Here is a 23,339-nt window from a genome sequence, read left to right as displayed (position 1 = left end):
ACGCCCCCCGAAAGGAGGCATGATGTTACAAGTTCTCTCCAGCGCCTGGGCGCTTCTGCTTGGCCTTGGCCTGCTGATGGTCGGCAACGGGCTGCAAGGCACGTTGCTGGGGGTGCGCGGCAATATCGAGGGCTTTTCGACCCTTGAAATGTCGTTCGTGATGTCGGCCTATTTCCTTGGTTTCCTCGGCGGCTCTCGCATGGCGCCGGACATGATCCGCCGGGTCGGGCACGTGCGTGTCTTTGCTGCGCTGGCCTCGTTCATTTCGGCCGTGATGATCCTGTACCCGCTGCTGACCGAACCGGTGGTCTGGATTCTGGGCCGCGTGGTGATCGGGTTCTGCTTTTCCGGCGTGTATGTCACGGCCGAAAGCTGGCTGAACAACGCCGCAGACAACGAAAACCGCGGCAAGGCGCTGTCGCTTTACATGATCGTGATGATGCTGGGCGTCGTCGTATCGCAGGCGCTGGTGATCGTGGCGGACCCGTCGGGGTTTGAGACCTTCGTCATTGCCTCGATGCTTGTTTCCATATCATTCGCGCCCATTCTTTTGTCGATCTCGCCCACACCCGCGTTCGAGTCGACCAAGCCGATGACCTTGCGCAAGATCATGGAGGTCTCGCCGCTGGGCTGCGTCGGCATGTTCCTGCTGGGCGGCGTCTATGCCGCGCAATTCGGCATGGGCGCCGTTTATGGCGCCGCCGCCGGGCTGTCGCTGGCGCAGATTTCCACCTTCGTCGGCACCTTCTACGTCGGTGCGCTGCTGCTGCAATATCCGCTGGGCTGGCTGTCGGACCGGATGGACCGGCGCCTTCTGATCCTGCTGGTCGCCGGTCTGGGCGGCGCGGCTTCGGTCCTGGGGATGCTGCTTGGCGGCAATTTCGCGCTGCTGCTGACGGCGGCCTTTCTGATCGGCGGTACGACCAACCCGCTGTATTCGCTGCTGATTGCCCACACCAACGATTTTCTTGAACCCGAAGATATGGCCTCGGCTTCGGGCGGGCTGGTGTTCATCAACGGTCTTGGTGCCGTGGCTGGGCCCGTCGTCACCGGCTGGCTGATGGGGGATGAGGTGTTTGGCGCGCCGGGCTTCTTCGTGCTGCTGGTGGTGCTGCTGTTCCTGCTGGCTGCCTATGCTGCCTATCGCACAACGCAGCGCCCTGCCGTTCCGGTCGAAGAAACCGGCAGCTATGCCGCGATGTCGCCTGCGGCTACGGCCGTGGCGGTGGAATACGCACAAGAGGTTGCCATTGAAGCCGCCCGAGAGGACGGGGAACAGGCGTGACCCCGCTGCATCTGTAACCGTGCTGTTGCAATTTGTTACTGTAACAGTTTTGCAAAACGCGCGTTAATTCACAGGTGTAACGCGTAACAACGACAAGAGGATGTCATGAGTGGCCCGGAAGATATTCTAGCGTTCTGGTTGGACGAGATCGGCCCCGAGGGCTGGTACAAGCAGGATGAGGACCTCGACAATACCATTCGCGACCGGTTCGGCGCGATGTGGGAAGGCGCGATGGAGGGGAAATATTCTCTGTGGCTGACCTATCCCAGCGGTGTTTTGGCCTATGTCATTCTGACCGATCAGTTCCCGCGCAACATGTTCCGGGGCGATGGTAAATCCTTCGCCAGTGACCGGATCGCGCTGGCGGCGGCGAAATCGGCAATCTCCAAGAATTGGGACATGAAGATCGACGAACCGGCGCGCCAGTTCTTTTACCTGCCGCTGATGCATTCCGAAAACCTCTGCGATCAGGACCGTTGCGTGCGCCTCATGGTCGAACGCATGCCCGAGGGTGGCGCGTCGAACCTGTTGCATGCGCGCGCACATCGTCAGGTGATCCGTCAGTTCGGCCGCTTTCCCTATCGCAACGAGGCGCTGTCGCGCCGGCCCACCGCACCCGAGGCCGAATATGTTGCCGCTGGCGGCTACGGCGAAACCGTGCGCGAATTGCAGGCGGCAGGTTAACACTGGCACGCGCATGGCCCGGCGCTAGGTTCCGGGTCATGCGGTTGCTTGTATCACTTCTTTCGCTATGGCTGTTGACGGGGTGCTCTGGCGCCCCGGGCGCAGAGCCGCGTATCCTTGCCATTGGCGACAGCGTGCTTGCCTTTCACAAACCGCTGGGCGGTTCGGTCCCCGATGTGGTGGCCAGTCGGCTGGGCCAGCGGGTTGAAAATCGCGCCGTGTCAGGCGCGCGAATCAGCAATTCTCTGTCTCCTGATCCGGCCCGCCAGTATGACATTCGCCAGCAGTATCGGCCTGGCACCTGGGATTGGGTCATCTTCAACGGTGGCGCAAATGATCTTTTGTGGGAATGTGGCTGCAATCGCTGCGATGCCACGCTTGACGGCATGATCTCGGACGACGGTCGGCGTGGTGATATACCGGCCTTGCTTGGTCCGATTGCCAAGGCAGGCACGCGCATCGCGGTTCTGGGCTATTATGACGGCAACGCCCTACCGAACGCGTTTTCCGGTTGCGAAGTGTCGATCGACCGGCTGAACGCGCGGCTGGCGAACATGGCGGCAAAAGACTCGAACATGATCTATGTCGATGCGGGCGTGGCGATGGATCCGGCCGACCCGGGGCTGTGGTTTGTCGACCGGGTGCATCCTTCGCGCCGGGGTGCGCGTGCCATCGGGGAGGTGCTGGCGCGGGCGATCGCGCGGGCGCCCTGACAGGGCGCAAGCGGGCATTGAAGCACGCTGGAATATAGTTTAACGGTAAACTAGTTTTTCGATGCATTGCCGGAGGGGCAAAGAATGGCTTCCAAATCCTTTGATCTTGTCGTGATCGGCGCGGGGCCGGGGGGCTATGTCGCGGCCATCCGGGGCGCCCAGCTGGGCCTTTCGGTCGCCGTGGTCGAACGCGAGAACCTTGGCGGCATCTGCCTGAACTGGGGCTGCATTCCGACCAAGGCGCTTCTGCGGTCGTCCGAGGTGTTCCACCTGATGGAGCGCGCCAAGGATTTCGGGCTGAGCGCCGACAAGATCGGCTATGATCTGGATGCCGTGGTCAAACGTTCGCGCGGGGTGGCCAAGCAAATGGAAGGCGGGGTGAAACACCTGCTGAAAAAGAACAAGGTCGAGGTGGTGATGGGCACCGCGACGCTGGCCGGCAAGGGCAAGATCACCGTCAAGACGGACAAGGGCAGCGAAGAGCTGACGGGCAAGAACATCATCCTGGCAACCGGCGCCCGAGCGCGCGAGCTGCCCGGGCTTGAGGCCGATGGCGATCTGGTCTGGACGTATCGCCACGCGCTGGTGCCGTCGCGGATGCCGAAAAAGCTGCTGGTGATTGGATCGGGTGCGATCGGGATCGAATTCGCCAGCTTCTACAACACGTTGGGGGCCGACACGACCGTCGTCGAGGTGATGGACCGCGTACTGCCCGTGGAAGACGCCGACATCAGCGCCTTCGCCAAGAAGCAATTCGTCAAGCAGGGTATGAAGATCATGGAGAAAGCCATGGTCAAGAAACTGGACCGCGCCAAGGGCAAGGTGACTGCCCATATCGAAGTGGGCGGCAAGGTGGAAACCCACGATTTTGACACGGTGATTTCCGCCGTTGGCATCGTCGGCAATGTCGAGGGGCTGGGCCTTGAAGAGCTGGGCGTCAAGGTCGACCGCACCCATGTTGTGACCGATGAATATTGCCGCACCGGGGTCGACGGGCTCTACGCGATTGGCGACATCGCCGGGGCGCCTTGGCTTGCCCATAAGGCCAGCCACGAAGGCGTGATGGTGGCCGAGCTGATCGCAGGGCAGCATGTACACCCGGTCAAACCCGAAAGCATCGCGGGCTGCACGTATTGCCACCCGCAGGTCGCCTCGGTCGGTTATTCCGAAGCCAAGGCGAAGGAATTGGGGTATCAGGTGAAGGTCGGCAAATTCCCCTTCATCGGCAACGGCAAGGCCGTGGCGCTTGGCGAACCCGACGGGATGGTGAAAACCGTGTTTGACGCCAAGACGGGCGAGTTGCTGGGCGCGCATATGGTTGGCGCCGAGGTGACGGAACTGATCCAGGGCTATGTGGTGGGCCGTCAGCTGGAAACCACCGAGGAAGATCTGATGCACACGGTCTTCCCGCATCCGACCCTGTCGGAAATGATGCACGAAAGCGTGCTGGACGCCTATGGGCGCGCAATTCACTTCTGATCTGTAAATCCCGGGGGCGGGTTTCGCCCCCGGGGTCTTGCTTTATGCCTTATGCCTTGCGGCGCTTGCGCGCGAAGGCCGCGCCGCCAGCGATGGCACCGCCCAGCAGCAGTGCCGAAGCAGGCAGAGGCACAGGCTGCGGCGTCGGAGCCGAGGCGGCAAAGCCCGACAGGTTTTTCATGCCTGTATTGCCGACCAGCGTGGCAAAGCCGGTCGTCAGATCGATCTCGAACAGCTTCGATTTCATGCCTTTGGAATTCAGCAGGGCGATGGCGGTATTGTCGCCTTCCGCTTTCGAGATGATGTCAAAGCCGCCAACGGTTGTGAAATCAATCTCTTTCCCGTTGAACGTGACCTTGGCGATGGTGTCGAGGATACCGGCGTTATTCGCCAGCGACACCAACGAGTTGGTGCCCGCGTCCAGCGCATATTGGAAGGTGGTCGAGGCTTTGGCCCCGGCGACCGCATTGGTATAGGCATTTGCGAAGATCGCAGGGTTCACACCGGCGTTCGCGTCCGCCACGCCATCGGGGTTTCCGTCGCCATCCGCATCCGTTGCGGCGGTGCGATAGAACAGATCGGTGAACCGCTGCACCGTGTTGGCATTCGCGCTTTGGAAATCAGACGGGAAAAACACCACGTTGTCGTCGGCGGTCGACACACCGCGCGCCGCGTCGATGGCGTTGTTGAAATCGAACCCGACCTTGGCACCGTCGCCGATCGAGGCGTTGTTGAATGTGGCCCCGGTATCGGTGGTTGTGCCCGACATGGTGTCGATCACGACGATCTTGTTTCCGTTCTTGCCTTTGCTCAAGCCGTATAGTTCGCCCGTCACAGGGCGATAGGCGATGGCGTCGATTGTGGCGTCCAGCTTGATAACGCTGGAATTTTCAATCGAACCGAGGCTGTCATAGACGACCAGCCGCTTGCCGTTGCCGGTCAGGGCATAGCCGCTGCTGTCGCTCAGATGGGCCGCTGTGGCGCTGCTTGCCGTCGCTGTAACAATGGCGGCGGCAAGATAGGTAAACCGTTTCATATTCACTCCTCACTCGAAATCAAATTGCACAGCACAGGCTGTCAGGGAGGAGGTAGTCGGCGGCCACAATTTTGCCTTAATTAAACTTATTTGTGATAGTGAAACTTTTTCCACCTGTTCTGCGTCACATTCGGATTCACCGGCTTTATAAGTCGAATGTAGGCTTAGCTTCATGTTGCGGCGTATCAAGGCGTGGACATCGTGACAGGTAAAAGATGGTCAGCCTGAACAGAGTTGTGATGCAGCGCCAAAGCCGCGCGATGATCCGCGCGCTTGCGCCGGACACGCTCGATGTGGCTGAGATCTCGGGCAAATGGGGGCAGGCGTTCACCTTTCGCAGCTATCGGCAGTATCTGTATCCCGAACATGATATTTGTGCCGGGCCTTACCTGGGTGACGGCGGTCAAATCGAACAGTTTGATCTGATCCTTGCCAATCAGGTGTGGGAACATCTGGACAGGCCGTATGCCGCCACCCGCCATGTGCATCAGATGCTTCGGCCGGGCGGACATTTCTGGGTCGCGGTTCCGTTTTTCGTACCGTTCCATGCCGCGCCGGCAGATTGTTCGCGCTGGTCGGCGCGGGGCCTGCGCAATCTGCTGATCGAGGCGGGGTTTGACAAAGCCGACATCACCGCAGACCAATGGGGCAATCGCGATGCCGCCTTGCGCAATCTTCAAGGCAAATGGCCTCCGACATATGATCGAGAGACCGACAGCCTGAAGAATGACCCGAAGATGCCGATTTGCGCCTGGGCCCTGGCGCGCAAGCGATAGGCGGCGCATTTCCATTCTGTGCAACTGCCGTTAGACCGGGGGCAATCGCGTGGGCGGAGGGGAACGGCCGATGGAGCGCACACCATTTCTGACGGTCATCGCGATCTGGGCAGCTGGTCTGGGGGCCGCGGCGCAATTTGGCAAAATCTCTGTCACCTTTGCGATGCTGGGCGAACACTATGGTGCCAGCGGCGCGGCGATGGGGTTTGTTGTGTCGCTGGTCGGGTTTGTCGGCATCCTGTTTGGCGTGGTGGCCGGGGTGATCGTGTCGCGCGTGGGGTTTCGGCGTGCGTTGATTTGGGCGCTGTTTCTTGGGGCGGCGGTCTCGGCCTATCAGGCGCTGATGCCGGCTTTGGGCTTGCTTTGGCTGTCGCGTGCGGTTGAAGGCGGCTCGCATCTGGCCATTGTCGTTGCCGCGCCAACGCTGATCGCGCAGATCAGCGCGCCGCGCCATCGCGGGCTGACCCTGTCGTTGTGGTCTACCTTCTTTGGTGTCGCATTTGCCGTACTCGTGCTGGCCGGTCTGCCGCTGGCCCGGGAGCAGGGGCCACAGGCGCTGTTCGCGGCGCACGCGGTCTATATGGCGCTGATGGGCGTGGTGATCCTGATGCTGCTGCCACGCGATGTGATCGGGCCATCGGGTGCGCGGCTGACGTTGAGAAAGGTGCTGGCCGACCACCTGCGGATCTACCGTTCGCCCCGCCTTAGCGCGCCTGCGTTGGGATGGCTGTGCTATGCCGCCGCCTGGGTCGCGACGCTGACGATCATGCCGGCCTTCGTCCGCGCCGATATCCGCGATCTGGTCGCAGGGGCAATGCCGCTGGCGGGCGTGGCCAGTTCGATGACGCTGGGCGTTTTCCTGCTGCGGCACCTGCCTGCGATCACGGTCGTTGTGACGGGGTTTGCCGCTTCGCTTGCGGCCTCTGTCGCGATCTGGCTGGCGCCGGATCACGGCTGGCCCTTTCTGCTGCTGGCGGCGTCGCTGGGGCTGGTGCAGGGCGGATCATTCACCGCGATCCCGGGGTTGAACCCCGATCCGCAGGATCAGGCGCTGGCCAATGGTGCGCTGGCGCAGATGGGGAACCTTGGCAACACGGTCGGAACGCCAGTTCTGGCCGCCCTCACAGCCTCGGCTGCGGCGACGGGCTATATGATCTTCGCGTTGGTCTGCTTCGGTGGGGCCATCGCGGTGCATCTGATGCTGGCGGCGGCGCGGCGCTAGGCGCATTTGCGGACAAAAACCGCGCTGGCGCATTTGTTCCCGGTACGTTCTTACTTTTCGATTGGAGACTCGGTTCACCTGACCTATGTATGAGCCGTTAACAAGGGCAGACCCATGGCCGAGCTGAAACACATCGAAGTGCGCGGCGCGCGCGAGCATAACCTGAAAAACATCGACGTGGATATTCCGCGCGATCAGCTGGTGGTCATCACCGGCCTGTCAGGCTCGGGCAAATCCAGTCTCGCGTTTGACACGATCTATGCCGAAGGGCAGCGCCGCTATGTGGAATCGCTGTCGGCCTACGCGCGGCAATTCCTTGATATGATGGAAAAGCCCGATGTGGATCACATCAGCGGCTTGTCGCCCGCGATTTCCATCGAGCAGAAGACCACCTCGAAAAACCCGCGGTCGACCGTGGGCACCGTGACCGAGATTTATGACTACCTGCGTCTGCTGTTTGCCCGCGCGGGCACGCCCTACAGCCCCGCAACCGGCCTGCCGATCGAGGCGCAGCAGGTGCAGGACATGGTCGACCGGATCATGGATATGGAGGAGGGCACGCGCGGTTATCTTCTGGCGCCCATCGTGCGCGACCGCAAAGGCGAATATCGCAAGGAATTTCTTGAGTTGCGCAAGCAGGGGTTCCAGCGCGTCAAGGTGGATGGTGAATTTTACGAGCTGGACGAACCGCCCACGCTCGACAAGAAATTCCGCCATGACATCGACGTGGTTGTCGACCGGATCGTGGTGCGCGAGGGTTTGGAAACGCGGCTGGCCGACAGTTTGCGCACCGCGCTGGATCTGGCCGATGGCATCGCCATTCTGGAAACCGCGCCCAGGGCGGGTTCGGGGGAAAACGATGATGCGGGCGCGCCCGAGCGGATCACCTTCTCGGAAAACTTCGCCTGTCCTGTCAGTGGTTTCACCATCCCGGAAATTGAACCGCGGCTGTTTTCCTTCAACGCGCCATTTGGGGCTTGTCCATCCTGCGACGGTCTGGGCGTCGAGCTGTTCTTTGACGAACGCCTTGTGGTGCCGGACCAGAACCTGAAGATTTACGACGGCGCGTTGGCTCCGTGGCGCAAGGGCAAATCGCCCTATTTCCTGCAAACGATCGAGGCCATCGCCAAGCACTATGGGTTCAACAAGAATGCCAAGTGGAAGGATCTGGACGCGAAGGTTCAGCAGGTGTTCCTCTACGGCTCTGGGAAAGAGGAAATTCCGTTCCGCTATGACGAAGGCGGGCGTGTGTATCAGGTGACCCGCGTGTTCGAAGGCGTGATTCCCAACATGGAACGCCGCTATCGCGAGACGGATTCGAATTGGGTGCGTGAGGAATTCGAACGCTATCAGAACAACCGCCCCTGCGGCACCTGCGGCGGCTACCGCCTGCGGCCCGAGGCGCTGGCCGTGAAGATCGCGGGGCTGCATGTGGGGCAGGTCGTGGAAATGTCGATCCGTGAGGCACTGGCCTGGGTCGAAGGGGCGCCCGAAGGGCTGAGCAAGCAGAAGAACGAGATCGCCCGCGCGATTTTCAAAGAAATCCGTGAACGCCTTGGCTTCCTGAATAACGTGGGATTGGAATATCTTACGCTGTCACGTTCAAGTGGCACGCTGTCGGGCGGTGAAAGCCAGCGTATCCGTCTTGCCAGCCAGATCGGCTCGGGCCTTCAGGGGGTCCTCTACGTGCTAGACGAACCCTCGATCGGTTTGCACCAGCGCGACAACGACAGGCTGCTGACCACGCTCAAGAACCTGCGCGATCAGGGCAATACGGTGATCGTGGTCGAACACGACGAAGAGGCGATCCGCGAGGCGGATTATGTCTTTGATATCGGGCCAGGCGCCGGAGTGCATGGCGGCAATGTCGTGGCCCATGGCACGCCCGCGCAGATCGCGGCCAACCCTGACTCCGTCACAGGGCAATACCTGTCTGGCAGTCGCCAGATCGAGGTGCCAGCCGAGCGGCGTGCCGGCAAGAAAGGCAAGTCGATCAAGGTGGTGAAAGCCTCGGGCAACAACCTGCACGACGTCACGGCTGAATTCCCGCTGGGCAAATTCGTGTGCGTCACAGGCGTGTCGGGCGGGGGCAAATCCACCCTCACGATCGAAACGCTGTTCAAGACGGCCTCGATGCGGCTGAACGGGGCACGGCAGACACCCGCGCCTTGCGAAACCATCAAGGGGCTGGAACATCTGGACAAGGTGATCGACATCGACCAACGCCCCATCGGGCGGACTCCGCGGTCAAATCCAGCGACTTACACCGGGGCCTTCACTCCGATCCGTGACTGGTTCGCGGGCCTGCCCGAAGCGAAGGCGCGCGGCTATAAGCCCGGGCGGTTCAGCTTCAACGTCAAGGGTGGCCGCTGCGAGGCGTGCCAAGGCGATGGTGTCATCAAGATCGAGATGCACTTTTTGCCAGACGTCTATGTTACCTGCGAAACCTGCAAGGGCGCGCGCTACAACCGCGAGACGCTGGAAATCAAGTTCAAAGGCAAGAGCATAGCCGACGTTCTTGATATGACGGTCGAAGACGCGCAGGGCTTCTTTCAGGCAGTGCCCAGCATCCGCGAGAAGATGGACGCGCTGATGCGCGTGGGCCTTGGCTATATCAAGGTGGGCCAGCAGGCGACGACGCTTTCGGGCGGCGAGGCGCAGCGGGTGAAGCTGTCCAAGGAACTCAGCCGCCGGTCCACCGGGCGCACGCTGTATATTCTGGACGAGCCGACCACGGGTCTGCATTTCGAAGATGTGCGCAAGCTGTTGGAAGTGCTGCACGAGCTTGTCGATCAGGGCAATTCGGTCGTGGTGATCGAACACAACCTTGACGTGATCAAAACCGCAGACCATCTGATCGACATCGGCCCGGAAGGCGGCCATGGGGGCGGCCATATCGTGGCTGTTGGCACACCGGAAGAGGTGGCCGAGGTCGAGGCCAGCCATACCGGGCATTATCTGAAGGATATGTTGAAGCCAAGAAAAGTGGCCGCCGAATAACTCGGGCGGCCATTGTTTTCTTGTCAGGCGGATTTATTTGCGCAGCTGTTCGGCTGAACCGATGAAGGCAACGATCTCGCGGGTTTCGGTATTGATTTCAAAGATGTCGTCGCCAACCTTCGCGTAGTCACGCTCGGCATCCAGCCCATAGTTGTCGGCATCTTCCAGCAATTCATAGTCCTCGCTTAGCTGATCGCCCAGCTGATAGTGGAATTGATCTGTCTGGGAGGCACCGGTGGTCACCGGCTCTTCCGCCCACACGTATCCCACGGCAAGGATGCACGCTGTTGATAGGGTCAGGATCGATTTCATCGTCTGGCCTTTCGCTTAATTCACGAGGGTCTGGAACAACCCGATGACGCCCAGAATTTGGCGCGTCTCACGGTCGACCTGAAACACCTGGTCTTCGACGCGGTAGTAGGTGCCAGCCGGATCAAGTCCATAGCGACCGGGGCTTTCAAGTACGATGTAGTCGTCCCGAATCCGGTCTCCGACCCGGTATGAATACACACGATCGTACCTGTCACTCTCGTAGACCCGGCGTTCGTGGTCGCGGTCATAGTGGCGGTCTCGATCATAGACATGATCTCTGTCGTGCGTCTGGATCATCTTCTTGGCCTGACCCGGAGGCGTGCAAGGCACAGCTTTCTTGGCCAATCCGGGGGGGCAACCGGCGATCAGCTGAATATCGGCTTCGTGATCGGGCCCTTGCGGTTCAAAGTAGACATCAGCCGCAGCTGGCGACGTAAGGGCCATCAAAGCGGCGAAAGCGGTCATGTGAATACGTGTCATGGCGATCTCCTGTCTTGCAGGGTCAACACCTATGACGTGCAAAATGTTCCATCCGGGCGCGGCGCAAAGCCTTATGCGCGGAAAGCCGCCATGAGCGGAGCGCATTCCCTTCGTTTCAGAATGGGACGCGCCGCAGGGCCGTATCCGGCGCCGACAGCGTCCATCTGGGGAAACAGGCGGAGGATTTCGGCCTGTGTTGCCGCGTCGAACCCCGGCAAAGTGCAAGGGCCGGGCAGATAGCTTTCGGCGGCGACTCCGTTCGCGATCACGATCTGATGGCGGTCGAACAGCAGGTGGAAATACGTCACCTCGACCATATCGTTGACGCGAATAATGGTGTCGTCATTCACCAGATCGACCGCTTTGACCAGAACTTCGGAGGTGCCATACAGCAGCTCGGCCCAGGCGTTTGCCAGAAGTATCCGATGCTGAGGAGATACCAGCAGATCGCGACGGGCACCGAACTGCCCGGCGCATAGTCGCACCGGTCGGAATTCGCCCGTAGCGGCCACCCGGCGCGATCCGATCCATCGGATCGGCTGAGGCGCCCCATCATGCAAGGTCACGCTCATTCCGCGTTCAAGATGTTCAATAGGTACCGGGCCATATGGCGTGTCGATCAACGTGCCCTTGGTGAAACAGGGAATCTGGGTGATTTCTACAAGCCCGGTGTCGGTGTTGCCGCTTTGATCCTCGACCGAGTAGTTGAAATAGACCGTTTCGCCGTCGCTGTCGGATTGCACGGTCAAGGTGCCGTCAGGGTTCAACGTGATGATCTGGCCCGAACCCAGCGTGACACTATCGCCCGCGCTGACGGGAACGCCCTGAATGTGGGTGATGGTCAGCGCACCACCGCTGGACATATCGTTCGACAGAACATCAAGTGTTTTGGTGTCGTTGGTGCCCAATTCGATTTCATCGTCGCGCGCCACGATGTTCGACTGTATCGAACCACCTGCGATCAGCAGGTTGGTGTCATAATTGGAATCGCCCACATCAGCGACGCCGATTTTAAGCGTGTTGACCTCTCCTGACTTGACGGGGGCAACAAAGGTTAGCGTGACGGTGAACCCGTCCATCTCGGTGTTGTAGGCATCCTTGGTGTTGTCGAAATACAGGTTGTCGGTCACGCCGCCGTTGATGTTCCCGATCGAGGCCGAACCATCGCCGATTGATACTTCGGCTTGTACCCCATTGATCCAGACGCCGATCACATCGTTGAAATTCGAGGCAATATATTCGGGGTATTCCTCGGAGCTCAGCACAAAGTCGATCGTCATCAGATCGCCCTGGGGTACGAATTCGATCTCTAGGAACGAGGCGTCGTAGGTCTGGGTGCCGGCCAGCGAATTGAAATCGGCGTCGTTGTCGACACCTTGCGTATTCGTCGAAGTACTGGCCGAGGTGTTGGTGTTTGTCGAGCCGTCGGAGTTGGTGAAATCTGTTGCCCGGCCAGTTGACAGGATCACCCCGGTGTCGCCCGGTGTGGCCTCTGCCGAGACGGTGTCACCGTTGGAATAGGTGCCGGAAGATCGGGTATCGCCAGAATAGCTGGCACCAAGAATGGTCATGCCGCCGCCAAAGATGGTCTGTGCCATCTGCAGCGCGCTGGCATTCGTATCGATAGGTAGCTCGGTTGCCGTGGGCATGGGGTTCTCCGACGTCGCACACGAAGTGCCAGCTGTCGGGATGCCCGGTTTGTCCGGTAAATTTTCGCAAAATTCCGGGTAACTTTAGGGCAAATTGTCTAGGCCTGCCAAAATCTTGCCTTGGATCACGGTAGAGTGGGGCGGCCACAGGGGCCGCCCGTTGGGCTATCACGCGTCGCGCGTGCGCTTTTCGAACCGGGGCAGCATGGCGCTGAAATCCATGCCTGCACCGTTCTCGCTTTCGACGAATTGTGCGTAAAGCGCCTGTGCCAGTGCACCCATCGGCGTGTCGGCATCGGCGCTTTCGGCGGCCTGTTGCGACAGGCGCAGGTCTTTCAGCATCAGATCGGCCGCGAAACCCGGTTTATAGCCGTTGTCGGCCGGGCTTTGCGGGCCAACGCCGGGGGCAGGGCAATAGGCGTTCATCGTCCAGGAATAGCCGGAAGAGGTACTGACCACGTCGAACATCTTCTGCCGGTCAAGGCCCAGCTTGTCGGCAAGCGCAAAGGCCTCGCAGGTGGCGATCATGGTGACGCCAAGGATCATGTTGTTGCAGATCTTGGCAGCTTGGCCTGCGCCTGACTCGCCGCAATGCACGGCTTTCTGGCCCATGATCTCGAACAGCGGCTCGGCCCGGGCAAACCCGGCATCCGACCCGCCCGCCATGAAGGTCAGCGTTCCGGCCGAGGCGCCACCAATGCCGCCCGACACCGGGGCATCCACCGCCAGCAACCCGGCATCCTGCGCCATCTCGGCCACGGCGCGTGCGCTGTCGACATCCACGGTCGAACAATCGACGAAACAGGCGCCGGGGCGCATCGAGGGGATGATGTCGGCCGCCACGGCGCGCAGGATCGCACCATTCGGCAGCATGGTGATGACCACATCCTGATCGATCACCGCGGCGGCGGCGGTATCGACGGTTTCAACGCCATCCACGCTGACCCCGGCGGTGTCAAAGCCCTTTACGTTATGGCCTGCCGCCGCAAGGTTCGCCGCCATCGGCGCACCCATGTTTCCAAGTCCGATGAATCCGATGTTCATGTCTGCTCCTCCTCAGGCGTCAAATGTCAGCTCGTCCGCATCCAGCGGGGCAAGCATGGCCGCAATGTCTTGGTCCGTCACGTCACCCAGCGCGTGGCGCCAAGTTGGGCTGCGGTCCTTGTCGATGATCTGGGCGCGGATGCCTTCCAGGAAATCGCCCTGTTGCATCGACCGCCACGTAAAGCGGTATTCCTGTTTCAGCGCATCCTGCATCGCGGGGCCGTCGCTTTGCAAGTGGCGCAGGATGGCGAGCGTTCCGGCCATGGAAATGGGCGAGCTGCGGTCCATCGCTTTCAGCGCGCTGGTAGCCAGGTCGCTGTCGGACGCGGCCAGCGCGGCGCGGATGGCCTCGACGCTGTCATGGGCGAAGAGGGTGTCGATTTCGGGCCGGGTATCGGCGAACGGGTCGCTCACCGGCTGCGCGGCGGCGGCCAGCGTGCCGGTATCGCCATCTGCCTCAAGCTCGGCAATCAGAGAAGCCCAATTTTCACGCGCGATCAGGTGGTCGGCAAAGCCTGCCGCAATCGCCTGGGGCGCGTCCATCCGGTGCCCGGTCAGGCCAAGCCAGGCGCCCAGTTGCCCGGGCGCGCAGGCCAGCAGGTAGGTGCCGCCCACGTCGGGCACCAGTCCGATGCCGCATTCGGGCATCGCCATGCGGGTGCTGTCATCGACGACCCGGTGCGCGGCATGGCAGCCGATCCCGACGCCGCCGCCCATCGTGAAGCCTTGCATGAAGCTGACAACCGGCTTGGGATAGGCCCGAATCCGCGCGTTCATGCGGTATTCGTCGCGCCAGAAATCGCGGGCGTGGTCAAAATTGCCCGCCTTGCCCGCGTGATACAGGTCGGCAATGTCGCCGCCTGCGCAGAACGCCTTGTCGCCTTCGGCGTCGAAGATGACACAAGCGACACCGTCGTCTGTGGCCCACTCCTTCAACGCGGCGTCGATTTGCAGAGCCATGTCATGGCTGAGCGCATTCAGCGCCTTCGGCCGGGTCAGGGTGATGCGCCCGGCGCGGCCTGCTTTGCGTATGCTGATATCGCTCATCGGTCGGCCAGCATGTAGCGCGCGGTGATCATACGCATGATTTCATTGGTTCCTTCGAGTATTTCGTGCACCCGCAGATCGCGCACCAATTTCTCGATCCCGTAATCGGCCAGATAGCCATAGCCGCCATGCAGTTGCAGGCACTGGTTCACGATGCGCGAACCCGCCTCGGTCACGAATTTCTTGGCCATGGCGCAGAATTTCGTGGCATCGGGCGCGCCCTGGTCCACCTTCCACGCCGCCTGCCGCAGGAAGACGCGGGCGGCCTGCAATTCAATCTCCAGATCGGCCAGGCGGAATTGCAGCGCCTGGAACTGGTCGATGCTTTGGCCAAAGGCCTTGCGCTCGCCCATGTAAGCCAGCGTCTTGGTCAGCGCGGCCTGCGCGGCCCCCAGCGAACAGGCCGCGATGTTCAACCGCCCGCCATCCAGCCCGATCATCGCATATTTGAACCCGTCACCCTCGGTGCCGATCAGGTTGGCGCCGGGCACGGCGCAATCGTCGAACTGCACCTGCGAGGTCGGCTGACTGCGCCAGCCCATCTTGTCTTCATAGGCGCCAAAGCTCAGCCCCGGGCTGCCTGCTTCAACAAGCAGGGTCGAAATGCCCTTGGGCCCGTCATCGCCGGTGCGCACCATGCAGACGTAGGCATCGGAATAATTCCCGCCCGAGATGAACGCCTTGGTGCCGTTCAGCGCGTAACCTTCGTTGGTGCGTGTCGCGCGCGCCTTCAGCGCCGCCGCGTCCGAGCCCGAGCCCGGTTCGGTCAGGCAATAGGACAGCACGGTTTCCATCGACACGGCCTTGCCCAGCACGCGCGATTTCAACTCGTCGCTGCCAAAGCTGTCGATCATGCGGGCGCACATATTGTGGATCGACAGGAAGGCTGCGACCGACGGGCAGGCCATCGAGAGCGCCTCGAACACCAATGTCGCGTCCAGCCGCGACAACCCCGCGCCGCCCGACTCTTCGCTGACGTACAGCCCGCCAAACCCCAATTCGCCAACTTCTGGCCAGAAATCCTTGGGGATGGTGCCCTGCGCCTCCCATGTGCGGGCGTTGGGCGCGATGCGATCCTCGCCAAAGGCGCGGGCCATGTCGAAAATGGCTTGCTGTTCCTCGCTCAGTGCAAAGTCCACTGGCTATCCTCCCCTTGTTCGGCGCTCGCGAACCGGCGCGATGCCGGTCCGGGCCTGAATTGAACATGCGTTAAATTTTAGCGCCTTGGGGGAGGGTCACAACCTGCATTTCTGCAAAACGGGGATGCATGGGCAGGGGAAACGGCAAAGGGGCGCCGATGGGCGCCCCTTCAACCGTGCGATTGCGTGTCTGTTTATGCGACGAAGTAATTCTCGGCGTCGAAGATGGTGTCGTACCCCATGTCTTCCAGCGCCGCGATCGTCATATCCGAGACGTGGTTGTTCGACGGGTAAAGCGAAGGGGTCATCACCTCGCGCGTAAAGGTCGAATGGTCCCAGTGTGACCCGTCACTGGCCAGCAGAACCCCAAGAGCCGATCCCGGATCGTTTGCTGCCGCTTCGGGGAACAGCGTGTTATAGGCCAGCGTGGCGTTTTCGCCGGTAAAGCGGGTCTGGCCGTTGATGGTTTGCACAAGGCCCTGTTCCTGCCATGTGGTGCCAAAGCCAAGGGCGTGCAGCATCTCGTGGAACACGACATCATGGAAGATTTCGCTATCGGCGCTGTTATAGGCGTCTGACGTGTCGATCCGCAGGAACCCGTTGCTGGGCAGGAAGGTGCCCGGGCGTTCTGTCAGCGTGCCGCCGATTCCCAGATAGCCGCCCGATCCGTCGATGCTGTTCGCAATCGCCAGCAGGTGGAAATCATCGACTCCGTTGTAAGACGGCAGATCGGACAGGATGATATCGCTGAGGTCTTCGGCCACATCTTTGACGACCGATTTCATGGCTTCGGTCCAGTCGCCGGTGAACTCGATGGTCATGTTGAAGCCATCGGGATTGTCCATGCCGCTGACATAGACGTTCGGCTCGGTCGAACCGGGATTGGTTTCGCCACCCGTGTCGGTTCCGCCCGTGTCGGTCCCGCCGGTATCCGTGCCGCCCGTGTCTGTTCCGCCGGTATCAGAACCACCTGTATCCGTTCCGCCGGTATCCGTGCCACCGGTATCGGTGTCGGGTTCGTCCGGTGTCTTGTCCTTGCGGCCCTTGCCCTTTGTTGTCGTGGTGGTGCCGTCTGTGCTGCCACTGTCGGAATTCCCACCGCCTTTTCCGGCGGGGCGGGCATAGGCCAGGTCATCCGGGTCAACGACTACGTCCCCGATGATGATATCATCGACGACCGGCTGTTGCAGAAGCGCGCTCTTGGGGCTTGCGTGGGCTGGTCCGTCACCAAAAAAGCTGTCGATCAGCGCCTTGTCGAATCCGTTGGGTAGCAGGTCAGCCTCTCCGCCAAAGGCGGAGTTGCCAAAAAACTTTGCTTTCTTCATTCCTGAGATACTCGCTCGATTGCCGTGCCCCCGGCCGGGGCTTTCTATGGCACGTGTTTTTGGCAAAAAAAGGGCGCCCTGCAAGGACGCCCTTCTTAAAATTCAAATCAAAGCGAGGTTTCGCCTAGGCGCGCTTCTTGAAGCGACGCACTGCAACGCCAAGGCCAAGGGCCGACAGCAGCAGCGGCAGACCAGCCGGAACCGGAACCACGTTCACGCCGGGGCCACAGATTTCGGTGGTCGGATCGCACGAACCGCGGCCGTAGAGCGACACGTGGCTGATGCCACGCGGATTCGTGTTGCCAAACAGCATAGATTTCCATTCGCCGCTGGCACCATCGATCACGTACCCGACCTGCGCGGACGGGTCCGTGTTACGGTCTTGACCGGCTTTGAAGACCAGCACGAACTCCGAGTACATCTGGGTTACGGCGTTCGAGAACACTTCCCAGCTGCCGGTCAGCGGGTTGTTTGACGTTCCGCTGAACGTGTCGCCAGTGATTTTGAAGTTGCTGCCAGTGCCGTACGGATCAACTTTGCCAAGATCAACCCAGTCGGCATGGCCGTCGAAGTTGGTCGCATTGAACTCGTTGATGTCGTTCGACACGTTGCCATCAGTGCCCGTCAGCACGAAGCACGCGCTGGTGTTGGTCACATAGTCGGTCACGTCAGGCGAGAAGCTCGAGCAGCTTGTCGCGGCCGGTGCCGCCATTGCAGCCGTACCTGCGAAAAATGTTACCGCGCCAAAAGCGACTGCGGCGAGGGTAGTCTTCAACATAATAATAGTCCCCCTTTCTGAGGGTAACACAAGACAGCCAGTCAATCCGGCCACGGTTTACCACGGAACTTATACGTCGAATGTTTGGAAAATTCAATCTGGCGTTAAGGAAGGTGAACACAAATTATGGCTGAAAGGTGGCGAAATCTATGTGCGAAGCGGCGCTATCATTCGTTTTGGCGTAGTAATTGCGCGCGGACACGCCCTAAGGTTGTGTTTGGCGCGTCATGTGCGACCCCGACGTGATTCGGGGGTAAAGAAAGCAAGCTGCAATCATGGCGAGAGTGTGGCGTAAATCCGCTCATTTTCCGGTGGTGACGGTGCTGTTTAATTGGTTGACGTTGCGTCACTTGAAACTTTATCCGGTTTTGCGGGTTCGTGCAATTGCTGCCGTAATTTCAAGTGCTTAAGTCATATTTGCTTGCCGGTGCAACATGGCCCGCAACGCTGGGTTGAAGGCCCAGTCTCGCGATTTTGATCCAAATGCATAGAGTGAGGTCAGGGTCCGGACATTTCGATCGGGCTATGTGCATGTACAAGGTGGGACACATGATCAATTTGAAAATATCTGCATTGGCTGGCGCGTTGGCCATTGGCCTGGCGTCTATGGCTTCGGCGGCGTCCGTGACGTTCAACTTCGCCGACAAGGATCGCACCAAGACACCGTCGATCGAGATGACCGACGCCAGCGGTCTGAAGCTGACGACGACCGCTGCGCGCTACTCGTACCTCAGCGGCAACTACATCGATCGCAACCTGGGCGGCAAGGTAAAGACGGACAAAGACGCCGGTCTCAGCGTGCTGACTGGCAGCAACGACAGCCATTGGATCGACGGCGGCGGCACCTACAACGACGTGGCTGTTCTGACCTTCTCGAAAAACGTCGAGGTCAAGAGCCTTCTGCTTTACGGGTGGGACAGCGGTGACAAGCTTGGCTTCAGCACTGATTTCACCAAAGCTGGCCCCGGCGGTTGGGTCTCTTACGGTGGGTCGCTGCCCTCCGTGGGCGAATCCAGCGTTTTCTACCTGTGGTCGCACTATGACTCGAAAGTGGAATTCAAGCTGAAGGCGATCACGGTCGAATATGAAGAGTCGACCAACCAGACCCCCGTACCGCTGCCGGCGTCGGGCGTTCTGTTGCTGGGCGCTCTGGGTGGGGCTGCTGCGCTGCGCCGTCGCCGCAAAGCCTGAGTCCTATCTCCTACGATTTGAAAAGGCGGCCCGTGTGGCCGCCTTTTTTCGTCTGAGTCGCAGCGAAAAGCTGGGCGACTTTGTGTCAAAGTTTCGTGTATGGCGACAGTTCGGGCGCTAACGCGAAACTGTTGTGGCGATTTATCCACAGATCCGTGTGGATTTCCCCAAAAAGCCGGTATTTTCAACCTGACGTTTAGTAAATTGCAGGTTGGCCTTGCTGCGGTTCGCGTGAAAGTGGTAAAAATATGTCCAATTGGTGACGAAGACCTTGGTATTGAGTTCGGAAGGACAATCAAATGAAGAACCTCATCGCGGCAGCGGCTCTGGCTGCGGTTTCAGCGGTTACCGGCACAGCGGCCTCCGCAGCCTACATCAGCTTTTCGCAGGATCGTGGCTGGACCACTGGTGGCCTGAGCTTCGGTAACGGCACGCAAAGCGTGACCGTCTCGTCGGGCGTCGTTGGCGCACAGGGCATGATCACCGCAGGCGGGAACATCCGCAGCTACGCGGGCCACGGCCTTGCAATCTGCTCGGGCGTTCTGGGCAACGGCTGCTCGGGCGACGCGCACTACATCGACGGCAACGGCGCGAAGGAAGCGGCGGTTCTGGATTTCGGCAATCTGATCGTTCAGATTCAGCGTATCCAATTCACCCACGTCGACAACGACGACACCTTCAGCCTGGGCGTTTACGGCAACGGCCTTGCCACCGCGCCGACCGACTCGCTGGTCAACAAGGGTCTGCCGAACGGTTCGTGGAGCACGTGGTCGTCGCTGCTGTCGGTTCAGTCCGGCTCGGTCTTCGGGATCGCGGCGCTGAACGGCACCGATGATTTCAAAATTCGCAAGATCAAGTTCAAGGTGCTGGGCGAACAGGCCGCTCCCCCTCCGTCGGCGGTTCCGCTGCCGGCTGGCGGCGTTCTGCTGCTGAGCGGCTTTGGCGTCGCGGCGCTGATGCGGCGCCGCAAGAAAGCCTGATAACGGGTTGAAATGAATGTGAAAGGGCGGTCCTTCCGGGCCGCCTTTTTCATTGGCCGCGTGTCAGGCAGAAAAAAAAGGGCGGCACAATGGCCGCCCTTCGCATTGGTTTCAACCACCGATCAATCCATCGGCTTGAAGTGGAATTCGCCGCCTTCCTTCAGCCCGCTGGGCCAACGCGAGGTGACCGTCTTGGTGCGGGTGTAGAACTTGAAGGCATCGGGCCCGTGCTGGTTCAGATCGCCGAACACGGATTTCTTCCAGCCACCAAAGGTGTGATAGGCCAGCGGCACCGGGATCGGCACGTTCACGCCCACCATGCCGACATTCACGCGCGAGGCGAAATCGCGGGCAGTGTCGCCATCGCGGGTAAAGATCGCGGTGCCGTTGCCATATTCATGGTCCATCGCCAGCTTCAGCGCCTCTTCATACGAACCCGCGCGCACGGTCGACAGGACAGGGCCAAAGATCTCTTTCTTGTAGATGTCCATGTCGGGCGTCACCTTGTCGAACAGATGCGCGCCAACGAAGAAGCCGTTTTCATAGCCTTGCAGGTTGAAGTCGCGGCCATCGACAACCAGTTCGGCGCCCTGGTCCACGCCGGACTGCACCAACCGCAGGATGTTTTCCTTGGCGGCGGCGGTGACGACCGGGCCGTAATCTACATCCGCGCCAGCGGTGTAGGGGCCAACCTTCAGCTTTTCGATACGCGGCACCAGTTTTTCGATCAGACGGTCGGCGGTTTCATCCCCCACCGGAACCGCCACCGAAATCGCCATGCAGCGTTCGCCTGCCGCGCCGTAACCCGCGCCGATCAGCGCGTCGGCGGCCTGATCCATATCGGCATCGGGCATCACGATCATGTGGTTCTTGGCGCCACCAAAGCACTGCACGCGTTTGCCCTGCGCACAGCCGGTGCCATAGATGTATTCGGCAATCGGGGTCGAGCCGACAAAGCCGATCGACTGGATCACATCGTGATACAGGATCGCATCCACCGCTTCCTTGTCGCCGTTGACAACCTGTAGGATGCCTTTTGGCAGACCGGCTTCTTCCATCAGCTCGGCCAGCATCAGCGGAACGGACGGGTCCCGCTCGGACGGCTTCAGGATAAAGGCGTTGCCGCAGGCGATGGCCGGGGCGAACATCCACATCGGGATCATCGCGGGGAAGTTGAAGGGCGTGATACCTGCTGTTACGCCAAGCGCCTGGCGCATCGAATACATGTCGATGCCGGGGCCCGCGCTGTCGGTATATTCGCCTTTCAGCAGTTGTGGTGCGCCGATGCAGTATTCCACCACTTCCAGCCCGCGCTGCACGTCACCGGCGGCATCGGGCAGGGTCTTGCCGTGCTCGCGGCTCAGCGCCTCGGCCAGCTTGTCCATGTCGCGGTTCAGCAGGTCGACGAATTTCATGAGCACGCGCGCGCGGCGCTGCGGGTTGACAGCCGCCCATGCGGGCTGGGCCTCGGCGGCGATCTGAACGGCGCGGTCCAGCTCGTCCGCGCTGGCCAGCGGCACCTTGGCCTGCACTTCGCCCGTGGCCGGGTTCATCACGTCGGCAAAGCGCCCCGACGTGCCTTTGACGTGTTCGCCGCCAATGTAATGGGTCAGTTCCTGCATTGTGGACCTCCTCGGATCTGTGATTTGGGCGCACCATAGGCTTGCAGTTTTCCCCTGAACAGGGGCAAGACGTCAAAAGGGCTTTGCGTTCATGCAAGGGAGAAGACACAATGGCAGACCCGCAATGGGATGATCTGAAGGTGTTCCTGGCCGTCGCGCGCGAGGAAAGCCTGTCGGGCGCGGGCCGCATCCTCAAGATGGATCCGGCCACCGTGGGGCGTCGCGTGGCGCGGCTTGAGGCGGATATCGGCCTGCCGCTCTTCGTGAAATCACCACAGGGCTATGCGCTGGCCAGCGGGGGCGAACGCCTTCTTGCCCATGCCGAGGCCGCCGAACAGGCCATGCGCGCAGGCATCGATGCGATCACCGGCAGCGACGGGCGGTTGTCGGGGCAAATCCGCATCGGCGCGCCCGATGGCTGCGCCAATTACCTGCTGCCGCAGGTCTGCACCGATATCGCGCGTGATAACCCCGATCTGGACATCCAGATTGTCGCCTTGCCGCGCGTCGTCAACCTGTCTCGGCGCGAGGCCGATATGGCCGTCACGGTCAGCCCGCCGACGGCGGGGCAGTTGTTGGTGCAGAAGATCACCGATTACCACCTGCATCTGGTGGGCGCCGAACGCTATCTGGCACAAGCGCCCGCCATTCGGGGTATCGACGATCTGCAAGGCCACCAGATGATCGGCTATATCCCCGACATGATCTTTGATGCCGAACTGGATTACCTGCGCGAATTGCGTCTCCAGCGCCTGCACCTCGCCTCGAACTCGGTTCCGGTGCAGTTGCAGATGGTCGCCCGGGGCGCGGGCCTCTGCGTTGCACATGATTTCGCCCTGCCGTCACATCCGGGTCTGGTGCGCCTGCTGCAGGATCAGATACACCTCCGCCGGGCCTTCTATCTTGTGCGCCATCAGGGCGATCAACGCTCGGAACGTCTGAACCGGTTTGCACAGGCGCTCAGCGACGGGCTGCGCGGCGAAGTGGCCCGCCTTGAACAGCACGCTTGACTTGTCCTGACGTCGCGGCAACGCTGAAGGGACGGTAAGCCAAAGTTCAGCGCAAGTCGGAAGGACATACCCATGTTGGTTCAGCAAATCCTGAAACAAAAGGCAAAACCCGGCGTCCTCAGCGTGGCCTCCACCGCCCGCGTGGCCGAGGCCGCCACGATCCTCGCCCAGAACCGCATCGGCTCGGTCGTGGTCTCGGACGACGACGGCAAGACAGCGGTCGGCATCCTGTCGGAACGCGACATCGTGCGCGAACTGGCCTCCAAGGGCGGCGCCTGCCTCGAACAGCCGGTCAGCGCCTATATGACCAGCAAGCTGCAGACCTGCACCAGCCAGTCCAGCGCGCAGGATATTCTGGCCCGCATGACAGAAGGCCGGTTTCGCCACATGCCCGTGGTGGAAGAGGGCACACTGGTCGGGCTGATCACCCTAGGTGATGTGGTCAAGGCGCAACTGTCCGAACTTGCGATGGAAAAACAGGCGCTTGAAGGCATGATCATGGGGCATTAGGCCCGGCTTTCCCTTGATCTTGGCGCTGCAATGGTGTTTGCAGGTGCAGCATGACAC

General features: G+C 60.8%; 21 protein-coding genes. 11 read left to right on the top strand and 10 right to left on the bottom strand.

All coding sequences use genetic code 11. The features are described from left to right. Positions 1 to 22 precede the first annotated feature (22 nt). The 4 genes from FGK64_RS00630 (at position 23) to lpdA (ending at position 4,161) form a co-directional block, all read left to right on the top strand. On the top strand, positions 23 to 1,285 hold the full coding sequence (locus tag FGK64_RS00630) for an MFS transporter (RefSeq protein WP_138861880.1): 1,263 nt from the start codon (positions 23 to 25) through the stop codon (positions 1,283 to 1,285). A 105-nt stretch (positions 1,286 to 1,390) separates the two neighbouring features. Then, on the top strand, positions 1,391 to 1,969 hold the full coding sequence (locus tag FGK64_RS00625) for a DUF924 family protein (protein ID WP_138861879.1): 579 nt from the start codon (positions 1,391 to 1,393) through the stop codon (positions 1,967 to 1,969). Positions 1,970 to 2,007: 38 nt separating this feature from the next. After that, on the top strand, positions 2,008 to 2,682 hold the full coding sequence (locus FGK64_RS00620; RefSeq protein ID WP_138861878.1) for an SGNH/GDSL hydrolase family protein: 675 nt from the start codon (positions 2,008 to 2,010) through the stop codon (positions 2,680 to 2,682). Positions 2,683 to 2,766: 84 nt separating this feature from the next. Continuing rightward, positions 2,767 to 4,161 (top strand): dihydrolipoyl dehydrogenase, encoded by a 1,395-nt coding sequence (gene lpdA, locus FGK64_RS00615; RefSeq protein WP_138861877.1) that lies wholly within the window; start codon positions 2,767 to 2,769, stop codon positions 4,159 to 4,161. A gap of 49 nt (positions 4,162 to 4,210) precedes the next feature. On the opposite strand, the gene FGK64_RS00610 is transcribed toward lpdA, so the two are convergent. Next, positions 4,211 to 5,197 carry a DUF4394 domain-containing protein gene (locus tag FGK64_RS00610; protein WP_138861876.1) on the bottom strand — a complete coding sequence of 329 codons (987 nt, stop codon included), beginning with the start codon at positions 5,195 to 5,197 and terminating at the stop codon, positions 4,211 to 4,213. 239 nt (positions 5,198 to 5,436) lie between these two features. On the opposite strand from FGK64_RS00610, the gene FGK64_RS00605 reads away from it, so the two are divergent. The 3 genes from FGK64_RS00605 (at position 5,437) to uvrA (ending at position 10,195) form a co-directional block, all read left to right on the top strand. Next, the gene (locus FGK64_RS00605) at positions 5,437 to 5,973 is read left to right on the top strand and encodes a methyltransferase domain-containing protein (protein WP_246057641.1); all 537 of its coding nucleotides are present in this window, start codon (positions 5,437 to 5,439) and stop codon (positions 5,971 to 5,973) included. Between the two features lie 70 nt (positions 5,974 to 6,043). Further along, the gene (locus tag FGK64_RS00600; protein ID WP_138861874.1) at positions 6,044 to 7,195 is read left to right on the top strand and encodes an MFS transporter; all 1,152 of its coding nucleotides are present in this window, start codon (positions 6,044 to 6,046) and stop codon (positions 7,193 to 7,195) included. Positions 7,196 to 7,309: 114 nt separating this feature from the next. Then, the gene (gene uvrA, locus FGK64_RS00595; RefSeq protein WP_138861873.1) at positions 7,310 to 10,195 is read left to right on the top strand and encodes an excinuclease ABC subunit UvrA; all 2,886 of its coding nucleotides are present in this window, start codon (positions 7,310 to 7,312) and stop codon (positions 10,193 to 10,195) included. Positions 10,196 to 10,228: 33 nt separating this feature from the next. Here uvrA and FGK64_RS00590 read toward each other — a convergent pair whose 3' ends face one another. From FGK64_RS00590 to FGK64_RS00555, 8 genes are all read right to left on the bottom strand, one after another. Continuing rightward, positions 10,229 to 10,507, bottom strand: coding sequence for a hypothetical protein (locus FGK64_RS00590; RefSeq protein ID WP_138861872.1), 279 nt, complete (start codon positions 10,505 to 10,507; stop codon positions 10,229 to 10,231). A gap of 15 nt (positions 10,508 to 10,522) precedes the next feature. Further along, positions 10,523 to 10,987, bottom strand: a complete 465-nt coding sequence (locus FGK64_RS00585; protein WP_246057640.1) for an excinuclease ABC subunit A — start codon at positions 10,985 to 10,987, stop codon at positions 10,523 to 10,525. A gap of 71 nt (positions 10,988 to 11,058) precedes the next feature. Beyond that, positions 11,059 to 12,636, bottom strand: a complete 1,578-nt coding sequence (locus FGK64_RS00580; protein WP_138861871.1) for a Hint domain-containing protein — start codon at positions 12,634 to 12,636, stop codon at positions 11,059 to 11,061. 168 nt (positions 12,637 to 12,804) lie between these two features. Further along, positions 12,805 to 13,680, bottom strand: coding sequence for a 3-hydroxyisobutyrate dehydrogenase (mmsB, locus tag FGK64_RS00575; RefSeq protein WP_138861870.1), 876 nt, complete (start codon positions 13,678 to 13,680; stop codon positions 12,805 to 12,807). Between the two features lie 12 nt (positions 13,681 to 13,692). After that, the gene (locus FGK64_RS00570; RefSeq protein WP_138861869.1) at positions 13,693 to 14,727 is read right to left on the bottom strand and encodes an enoyl-CoA hydratase/isomerase family protein; all 1,035 of its coding nucleotides are present in this window, start codon (positions 14,725 to 14,727) and stop codon (positions 13,693 to 13,695) included. Next, complete coding sequence (locus FGK64_RS00565; protein WP_138861868.1) at positions 14,724 to 15,866, bottom strand: acyl-CoA dehydrogenase family protein; 1,143 nt, start codon at positions 15,864 to 15,866, stop codon at positions 14,724 to 14,726. The genes FGK64_RS00570 and FGK64_RS00565 overlap by 4 nt, the downstream gene beginning before the upstream one ends. A 194-nt stretch (positions 15,867 to 16,060) precedes the next feature. Further along, positions 16,061 to 17,191, bottom strand: coding sequence for a leishmanolysin-related zinc metalloendopeptidase (locus tag FGK64_RS00560; RefSeq protein WP_138861867.1), 1,131 nt, complete (start codon positions 17,189 to 17,191; stop codon positions 16,061 to 16,063). A 124-nt stretch (positions 17,192 to 17,315) separates the two neighbouring features. Continuing rightward, complete coding sequence (locus FGK64_RS00555) at positions 17,316 to 17,969, bottom strand: hypothetical protein (RefSeq protein ID WP_138861866.1); 654 nt, start codon at positions 17,967 to 17,969, stop codon at positions 17,316 to 17,318. 549 nt (positions 17,970 to 18,518) lie between these two features. Here FGK64_RS00555 and FGK64_RS00550 point away from each other — a divergent pair. Together FGK64_RS00550 and FGK64_RS00545 are read left to right on the top strand one after the other, a co-directional pair. Beyond that, positions 18,519 to 19,160: a VPLPA-CTERM sorting domain-containing protein gene (locus tag FGK64_RS00550; RefSeq protein WP_171053933.1), complete on the top strand. Its 642-nt coding sequence runs from the start codon at positions 18,519 to 18,521 to the stop codon at positions 19,158 to 19,160. 299 nt (positions 19,161 to 19,459) lie between these two features. Then, on the top strand, positions 19,460 to 20,140 hold the full coding sequence (locus tag FGK64_RS00545; protein ID WP_138861864.1) for a VPLPA-CTERM sorting domain-containing protein: 681 nt from the start codon (positions 19,460 to 19,462) through the stop codon (positions 20,138 to 20,140). A 122-nt stretch (positions 20,141 to 20,262) separates the two neighbouring features. On the opposite strand, the gene FGK64_RS00540 is transcribed toward FGK64_RS00545, so the two are convergent. Further along, positions 20,263 to 21,762, bottom strand: coding sequence for a CoA-acylating methylmalonate-semialdehyde dehydrogenase (locus FGK64_RS00540; protein ID WP_138861863.1), 1,500 nt, complete (start codon positions 21,760 to 21,762; stop codon positions 20,263 to 20,265). Positions 21,763 to 21,872: 110 nt separating this feature from the next. Here FGK64_RS00540 and FGK64_RS00535 point away from each other — a divergent pair, with 110 nt between their 5' ends. Then, complete coding sequence (locus tag FGK64_RS00535; protein ID WP_138861862.1) at positions 21,873 to 22,772, top strand: LysR family transcriptional regulator; 900 nt, start codon at positions 21,873 to 21,875, stop codon at positions 22,770 to 22,772. 72 nt (positions 22,773 to 22,844) lie between these two features. Beyond that, on the top strand, positions 22,845 to 23,282 hold the full coding sequence (locus FGK64_RS00530; RefSeq protein ID WP_138861861.1) for a CBS domain-containing protein: 438 nt from the start codon (positions 22,845 to 22,847) through the stop codon (positions 23,280 to 23,282). The last annotated feature ends 57 nt before the right edge of the window (positions 23,283 to 23,339 follow it).

The organism is Arenibacterium halophilum (assembly GCF_005938225.1).
Taxonomy (GTDB): Bacteria; Pseudomonadota; Alphaproteobacteria; order Rhodobacterales; family Rhodobacteraceae; genus Arenibacterium; species Arenibacterium halophilum.
This window is presented reverse-complemented; position numbering and strand designations above follow the sequence as displayed.